7 protein-coding genes are annotated in these 6913 nt (G+C 70.7%); 1 reads left to right on the top strand and 6 read right to left on the bottom strand.

Annotated features, from left to right (window positions below):
• Positions 1–161: 161 nt before the first annotated feature.
• The 4 genes from ABT025_RS34720 to ABT025_RS34705 form a co-directional block, all read right to left on the bottom strand.
• Complete coding sequence (locus tag ABT025_RS34720; protein WP_148022160.1) at positions 162–485, bottom strand: putative WhiB-interacting protein; 324 nt, start codon at positions 483–485, stop codon at positions 162–164.
• A gap of 32 nt (positions 486–517) precedes the next feature.
• Complete coding sequence (locus ABT025_RS34715) at positions 518–886, bottom strand: WhiB family transcriptional regulator (protein WP_326738612.1); 369 nt, start codon at positions 884–886, stop codon at positions 518–520.
• Positions 887–1059: 173 nt separating this feature from the next.
• A complete protein-coding gene (locus ABT025_RS34710) occupies positions 1060–1395 on the bottom strand; it encodes a hypothetical protein (RefSeq protein WP_351002646.1) in 336 nt (111 codons plus the stop codon).
• A gap of 166 nt (positions 1396–1561) precedes the next feature.
• Positions 1562–3751 carry an ATP-dependent DNA helicase UvrD2 gene (locus tag ABT025_RS34705; protein ID WP_502972093.1) on the bottom strand — a complete coding sequence of 730 codons (2190 nt, stop codon included), beginning with the start codon at positions 3749–3751 and terminating at the stop codon, positions 1562–1564.
• Between the two features lie 384 nt (positions 3752–4135).
• Between ABT025_RS34705 and ABT025_RS34700 the strand changes: the two genes are divergently transcribed.
• On the top strand, positions 4136–4378 hold the full coding sequence (locus ABT025_RS34700) for a mycoredoxin (protein ID WP_351002644.1): 243 nt from the start codon (positions 4136–4138) through the stop codon (positions 4376–4378).
• 151 nt (positions 4379–4529) lie between these two features.
• On the opposite strand, the gene nudC is transcribed toward ABT025_RS34700, so the two are convergent.
• Both nudC and ABT025_RS34690 read right to left on the bottom strand, forming a co-directional pair.
• Positions 4530–5474: an NAD(+) diphosphatase gene (gene nudC / locus ABT025_RS34695; protein WP_351002643.1), complete on the bottom strand. Its 945-nt coding sequence runs from the start codon at positions 5472–5474 to the stop codon at positions 4530–4532.
• Between the two features lie 44 nt (positions 5475–5518).
• Positions 5519–6913, bottom strand: coding sequence for a dipeptidase (locus ABT025_RS34690; protein ID WP_351002642.1), 1395 nt, complete (start codon positions 6911–6913; stop codon positions 5519–5521).

The following is a 6913-nucleotide window of genomic DNA, read 5'->3' as shown; positions in this document are numbered from 1 at the left end:
GCGCCCACCCCCCCCGGCCCCGCCCCGCCCCCCCCGGGGGGCCGGGCCCGAGGGCCCCGCCCCCGCGGTAGGGGTACTGATGATGGTGCGGGTACTGCTTGCCGGGGAGCAGAGAGCGGCTGCCCCTCGGCGGACAGTGCCGGCGTGCGGCCCTGCTCGGTTCAGTGCATGACCGCCATGGCCAGCGCACGGCGGGCACGCATCGAGGCGCGCTCGGCCCGGCGCTGCATCCGCCGCGCGGTGATCAGGCGCACGGCCTGACGTTCCGCGGCGGATTCCCGCAGGCGGTCGTGCATATGCGCACGAGCCAGGGCTTCTGGGATGAGTTGCATCTCACGGGTCCTGTTCTGACGCGAGTCGTTCGCGCCGATGATGGTGACGTCCGGTGTCGCGGAGCCGACGGGCTCCCTCGTGGGGATGGTCATTGGTGCCTGGTTTCGGGGGTCGTGGGTCAGGGGACGGTCGATGGTTCCGATGCGTTTCATGGGCTTGGGGGCCGTGACCCCCAGGTCGGCGATCACGCCGCGACCGGGTTCTTGCGCGGACGGCCACGGGGCCGCTTGCGAGCGACGACGACGCCCTGGATGAAGAGCTCGCCACCCCAGACACCCCACGGCTCGCGGCGCTCTTTGGCACCGGCCAGGCAGGCCTCGACGAGCGGACAGGTGCGGCAGAGGGACTTGGCGTACTCGACGTCGGCCGGCGACTCGGCGAAGAAGACCTCGGGGTCGTAGGAACGGCAGGGGACGGGCACGCCGAGGTTCTCGATGGCGTCGTCGAGCGCGGTGAGCGCGGTGAGGGGGATCAAGGTGGAGTCCTCCGTGAGGCCGGGCGGGGAGATCGTTTCGGAAGGCGGTACGGACGGGGCGTGCGCTTCGAGTTGCACGGTGGTGGTGTCCTCGTCTGGTCGTTTCCGGCCTGTTGGCCGGGGGGCGGCTGGTACCAGGTCTTGCTTGTCCCGAGGCTCCTTCGCGCTGTCTCGTCCGTTCGGACAAAACAAAAGGGCCGCGGATCCCGAGTGGGGTTCCGCGGCCCTGAAGGCGCCGGCCTGATCGTCGATCAGGCTGGATCACTCCAGGGTTCAGGCCCACGGAAGGCCCACATCGTGTGGTGGTGCGTCGTCTGCTTCTTGGCTCCGGATTCCGCTCCCGCACCGACGGCCGCAAAGGCATAGGCCTGGGCCTGTCCCTTCGCTACTGCTGCTGCCGGTGCCTGGGTCGGTCGCTCATTGCGCTCCCGCACGGGAAGGCTTGCCAGGGGCAGCGGGCTGACGGCTGAAATGCCGGACATACCGGTGCCACGCAGCGAGGAAGCCGAAGAGCGGGCGAGGCCGAGCGAGCAGGCGGAGACGACCGAGAGATCGGTCATTTTGTTGGTCTCGATGATGCTGATCACTTCAATCGCCTCCTCTCGGCGTCTCGGGGGACCGGCTGGGCCGGTCCTGCGTATTCGGAATAAGTACAGCACAGGGTCAGGGCTTCAGAGAAGTCGCTGTTCCCGTGGTTAAGAACCTATGGTGATGACTGGGGCAGGCGCAAACTATTTTTTCGACGAGTTTTTCTCACATCTCCTCGTCGGCCGCCCCGGGCTCCTCAACCCCGTCCCCACCTGCGCAGATGTCCAGGACGGCGGCGCCGAACCGGCCCAGCTTCCGCGCGCCGACCCCGGAGATCCCGGCCAGTTCACCCTCGCTGCCGGGCACCGCCTCCGCGATGGCCATCAGCGTCTTGTCGGTGAACACGCAGTAGGCGGGCTGGCCGATCTCCTGTGCCTGCGCCGCGCGCCAGTCGCGCAGACGCTCGTACAGCGCCTCGTCCATGTCGGACGGGCAGTCGTCACAGCGCATCAGCTTCATCTCGCCGGCGTCGGTCAGGGTCTTGCCGCAGACCCGGCACAGCGCGGGCCCTCGCCGCCTGCGCCGGGCCGCGGCCGGGCGCTCGATCCCGCCGCTGCCGCCTGCCGTCGCCCGGCCGCCGAGCGCCGCCGAGCCGGGGCGCAGCCCGTTGAGGAAACGGCTCGGGCGGCGGCCCGCCCGGCCGCCGGGTGAGCGGGCGAGCGACCACGACAGGGAGAGGTGGAAGCGGGCCCGGGTGACACCGACGTAGAGCAGTCGGCGCTCCTCCTCCACCTGCTCGTCCGTCTTGGCGTAGGTGATCGGCATCATGCCCTCGGTCAGCCCGACCAGGAACACGGCGTCCCACTCCAGACCCTTCGCCGAGTGCAGCGAGGCCAGCGTGACGCCCTGGACCGTGGGGGCGTGCTGGGCGGCCGCCCGTTCGTCCAGCTCGGCGACCAGGTCGGAGAGGGTCGCGCCCGGCCTGGCCTGTTCGAAGTCCTCGGCCAGCCTGACGAGCGCCGCGAGGGACTCCCAGCGGTCGCGCACCGCTCCTGATCCGGTGGGCGGCTCACTGGTCCAGCCCTTGGTGGAGAGCACCGCCCGCACCTCGGAGGGCAGCCCCTCCGCGTCGTCGAGCAGGGAGTCGTTGCCCCCCGCCCTGGCTGCGCCGCGCAGGGCGACGCCCGCTTCCCGTACCTCCGGACGTTCGAAGAACCGCTCAGCACCCCTGAGCTGGTACGGCACACCCACGTCCGCGAGGGCCTGCTCGTAGACCTCGGACTGGGAGTTGACGCGGTAGAGCACGGCGATCTCACCGGCCGGGACTCCGGCGGCGATCAGATCCCGGATGCGACGGGCGGTGCCCTCGGCCTCGGCGGGCTCGTCCGCGTACTCGAGGTAGGCGGGGTCGGGGCCTGACTCTCGCTGCGAGACCAGTTCGAGCCTGTGCTCGGCGGCCCGGCCACGGGCCTGGGAGAGCAGTCCGTTGGCCAGGTGGACGACCTGGGGCGTGGAGCGGTAGTCCCTGACGAGTTTGACCACCGTGGCCCCGGGGTGGCGGGTGCGGAAGTTGAGCAGATGGTCGGGGGTGGCTCCGGTGAAGGAGTAGATCGTCTGGCTGGCGTCGCCGACGACACAGAGGTTGTCCCGGTCGCCGAGCCAGAGGTCGAGCAATCGCTGCTGGAGCGGGCTGACGTCCTGGTACTCGTCGACGACGAAGTGCTGGTACTGACGGCGCACGTGGTCGGCGATGTCGTGACGGTCCTGGAGGATGCCGACGGTGAGGAGCAGCACGTCCTCGAAGTCGATCACCGTGCGGTCGCGCTTCAGCTGCTCGTACATCGCGTAGACCTGGGAGATCTCGGCGGGATCGCGCGGGGCGTCCCGCTGGGACTTGGCGACCACGGCCGGATAGTCGGCCGGCACGGTCTGGGTGACCTTGGCCCACTCGATCTCGCTCGTCACGTCGCGCAGCTCGTTGCGGTCGAGCCGGATACGGCAGCGGGCCGCCGCCTCGGCGACGAGCTGGACCTTGCGCTCCAGCAGCCTGGGCAGATCGCCACCGACTGCTTTCGGCCAGAAGTACTGGAGCTGACGCAGCGCCGCGGAGTGAAAGGTCCGCGCCTGTACCCCGCCCGCGCCGAGCTCGCGCAGACGCCCGCGCATCTCGCCCGCGGCGCGGTTGGTGAACGTGACGGCAAGCACACTCGACGGCTGGAGTATTCCCGCACGCACCCCGTAGGCGATGCGATGCGTGATGGCCCGCGTCTTGCCCGTACCGGCTCCGGCCAGCACGCAGACCGGCCCCTGCAGGGCCACGGCGACCTCGCGCTGCTCGGGGTCGAGCCCGTCCAGGACGGCGTCGGCGGAGTCGGGAACCTGAGGGAAGAGGGTGGAATGCGTTGCTGATGTCACCCCGCCATGCTGCCAGGTCGAAAGGGGCGGCCGCGGAAGTTGTCCACAGGGGGGGCGCATCTGTCGTACTAATACGGAGGCGGCTTCGGCCGACACGGAGGCGGTCCCGGCCGTTACGGGAGGAGCGGCACCGGGCGATACGGGAGGGGCGGCCCCGGCCGCTGCCGCAGGGGTGGCCCCGGCCGATACGGGGGCGGTCCCGGGAATGGTGACCGGCTCACGTACGTTCCCCTTCCGTGCGGCAACGCACGCCCGGCTCTTCCGTGAGACCTCGGTGTGACTGAGAAGTGTGACCGAGCCGTGTGACGGGAGAGTGTGACGGAAGAGACCGCGACGGGGCGTGACGGGATTGCCGTGACCGATGAGACAGAGGAGCGCGAAGACATGCCGGGCACTGTGACGATGTACAGCACCACGTGGTGCGGCTACTGCCGTCGGCTCAAGGGCCAGATGGACCGCGAGGGCATCGCGTACACCGAGATCAACATCGAGCAGGACCCGGATTCGGCGGCCTTCGTCGAGAAGGCGAACGGCGGGAACCAGACGGTGCCGACCGTTCTCTTCGCGGACGGCTCGACCCTGACGAACCCTTCGCTGGCCCAGGTGAAGCAGAAGGTCGGCGTCTGACCGCTGCTGCCGCTCGGCTGCCGCCGCCCGCTTCTTCCCGCTCGTACCGACGGGAAGAGGCGGGCGGTTTCGTGTTCCGCACCGTCGGGCCGGGCAGGTGCGGCAGCGGGCGGCCCGCAAGGGGACGTGCCCCGCACGGGCCGCGCCGGGTTCAGCTCGCCCTGACCGGCTTCGGGAGCGGCTTCCCGTACCAGATCTCGATCAGCCGGGCCGCGATCGAGACGCCGAACGGCGGCAGGATCTCGCCCGATTCGAATGCGGCCGTCAGTTCCTCCCGGGAGAACCAGCGGGCCTCCTCGATCTCCTCGCCGTCGACGTTGATCTCGAACGTCGTGGCCCGTGCCATGAAGCCGAGCATCAGGCTGGAGGGGAACGGCCACGGCTGACTGGCGATGTACTCGACCTCGCCGACCGTGATGCCCGCTTCCTCGAACACCTCGCGGGCCACGGACTGCTCGATCGACTCGCCCGGCTCGACGAAACCGGCCAGCGTGGAGAACCGGCCCTCGGGCCAGTGGACCTGGCGGCCCAGCAGTGCGCGGTCCTGGTCGTCGGTGACGAGCATGATGACCGCCGGGTCGGTGCGCGGGTAGTGCTCGGCGCCGCAGGCCTGGCAGCGACGGATGTGACCGGCCGCCGCGATGACCGTGCGTTCGCCGCAGCGCGAGCAGAAGCGGTGCAGCCGCTGCCAGTTCTCCAACGCCACCGCGTGCACCATCAGACCGGCGTCGCGGGCGCCGAGGAGCAGGCCCGCCTCACGCAGGCCCGCCGGCCGCGCCGACTGGTCCATGCGGCCCGGCAGCGTGTCCTTCTGGAGGGCGAAGTAGCTGACTCCGTCGTCATCGGTGCCGAGGAAGTAGCGGTGGGTCTCGGTGACCGGCGCCTCGAAGGCGGGGGTCATCACGAGTTCGGTGCCGTCGGCGGTGTCGTCGATCAGCGCCTGGCCGCCGGAGACGACGAAGACCCGGGTCGTCGGGTGGCTCCACGCGGCGGACAGCCATGCCTCGTCGAGGCGATGGTGCGCCGCGCGGTCGATACCGCTCGGCGCGGTCAGACCGATGGGACGGTCCGTGATGGCGTTGTCGAAGGTGCTCACAGGTGCTTCCTACTCCCCCGGGATGGATCGGGTGTTCAGAGGATTCAGCGGAGTGCGGCCGCCAGTTCGCCCCAGAGGTGGGCGGTGGTCTCCACGCCCTTGAGCAGCAGGTCGAGTTCGACCTTCTCGTTGGGGGCGTGCCAGCCGTCGGACGGTGCGGAGATGCCCAGGAAGAGGACGGGGGCGCCGAGCACGTCCTGCAGATCGGCGGCGGGTCCCGAGCCTCCTTCGCGGGTGAAGAGGATCTTCTGGCCGAAGGCCCGTCCCATCGCGCGGGCCACGGCCTGCAGCGCGGGGTGGTCCAGGGGGGTGAGGCAGGGGCGGGTGGCCGGGAGGAAGGTGATCCGGTGGCGGATGCCGGCCGGGACGCGGTCCTCGGCCCAGGCCTGAACGGCCTTCTGGATGGTGTCCGGGTCCTGGCCCGCGACCAGGCGGAAACTGATCTTGACCCGGGCGGACGACGGGATGATCGTCTTGCTGCCGGCGCCCTGGTAGCCGCCGCCGATGCCGTTGACCTCGGCGGTGGGCCGGGCCCAGATCCGTTCCAGGGTGGAGTAGCCGGCCTCGCCGGACGCGGCCCCTGACCTGGCGGTGCGCAGCCAGGTGGCCTCGTCGAACGGCAGCTCGGCGAAGAGGGCGCGTTCGGTGTCCGTGAGTTCGGCCACGCCGTCGTAGAAGCCTGGGACGGCGACCCGGCCGTCGGGGTCGTGGAGGGCCGCGACGAGGCGGGCGACCTCCGTCGCGGGGTTGGGGACGGCGCCGCCGAACGATCCCGAGTGGATGTCCTGCTCCGGCCCGTGCAGCTCGATCTCGCACTCGGCGAGCCCGCGCATGCCGGTGCAGACGGTCGGGGTCGTCTCGTCCCACATGCCGGTGTCGGAGACGATCACGGCATCGGTGGTGAGGCGGTCGGCCCGCTGCTCCACCAGGGCGCGGAAGTGCGGGGAGCCCGACTCCTCCTCACCCTCGACCAGGAGCTTGAGGTTGACGGCGGGGGTGGTGCGGCCGGTGGTGGCGAGGTGGGCCCGGACGCCGAGGGTGTGGAAGAACACCTGCCCCTTGTCGTCGGCCGCGCCGCGCCCGTACATCCTGCCGTCGCGGACCACCGGCTCGAACGGGTCGGTGTCCCAGCCGTCCTCGCGGGCGGCGGGCTGCACGTCGTGGTGCCCGTACACGAGGACCGTGGGGGCGTCCGGATCGTCGGACGGCCACTCGGCGAAGACGGCGGGCGCGCCGTCCGTCTCCCAGATCTCGGTGACCGGGAAGCCGGTCTCCTTCAGCTTGGCGGACAGCCATGCGGCACTGCGCCGTACGTCCCCGTCGTGCTCCGGCTGCGCGGATACGGACGGGATGCGCAGCCACTCCGCGAGGTCGTCGAGGAAGGCTTCGCGGTGCTGCTCGGTGTACGTACGGACGGCGCTGTCCGGGGTGTCGCTCAT

Origin of the sequence: Streptomyces sp. NPDC002809, from assembly GCF_040295435.1 — a bacterium.
Classification (GTDB): domain Bacteria; phylum Actinomycetota; class Actinomycetes; order Streptomycetales; family Streptomycetaceae; genus Streptomyces.
The sequence above is the reverse complement of the archived record's forward strand: the minus strand, read 5'-3'. Positions and strand labels throughout refer to the sequence as shown.